1 pseudogene is annotated in these 605 nt (G+C 48.8%); it reads right to left on the bottom strand.

The annotated features are described in order from the left end of the window. Positions 1–292, bottom strand: a pseudogene (locus NK638_RS12395) (hypothetical protein); the annotation flags it as partial. Between the last annotated feature and the right edge of the window lie 313 nt (positions 293–605).

Here is a 605-nt window from a genome sequence, read left to right on the forward strand (position 1 = left end):
TGGTATGATCTATTTGCGCGTCACCGGTGATAGGGCTGGCGCTGTTAGCTGGCCGCGATAGTGCCGAGTCGATACTCGGATCAGGCTCGGCACTATCGCGATACTCGGCGACCGCAGCACCCTCAGTGTGATCGACCAATGCCCCAGTATTTATATCAGCATTTATATCAGCGAAAAAATAAATCGCCGCGACAATCAGAGCCAACACACCAAATAACGTGGCACGTGGGCTGTTATTGTTTTGCTTGCCGCTTTGCATAAGGGCATCGTCCTTTAGGTCGTTGGAAGCCATTGACTACTCATCACATGATGGGACTACTTATCAAATGATTGCTGATCTCAGCAAAGCCTATCGCATGATGGTTTGCGCCACAACCGATACGGACGTGAGCAAAACGTTATCAAAGGGTGGGTTTATATCGTAAGCTCGGCTCAAAATCAACACCTTGCTCATGGCGGAGATCAAGGTAAAACGCGGTAAGAGTATGCTAGGGCGTGTCCTCAACTCAATCGATAGCCATCTAATTGGGCTAAAAATGGCTAAATATGGCCAAACGGTGTCAAATAGCTGACTAGGGCGTGTTGAACATTCGACCATGGCACTG

This window comes from Psychrobacter sp. A3, assembly GCF_028823565.1.
Lineage (GTDB): Bacteria > Pseudomonadota > Gammaproteobacteria > Pseudomonadales > Moraxellaceae > Psychrobacter > Psychrobacter celer.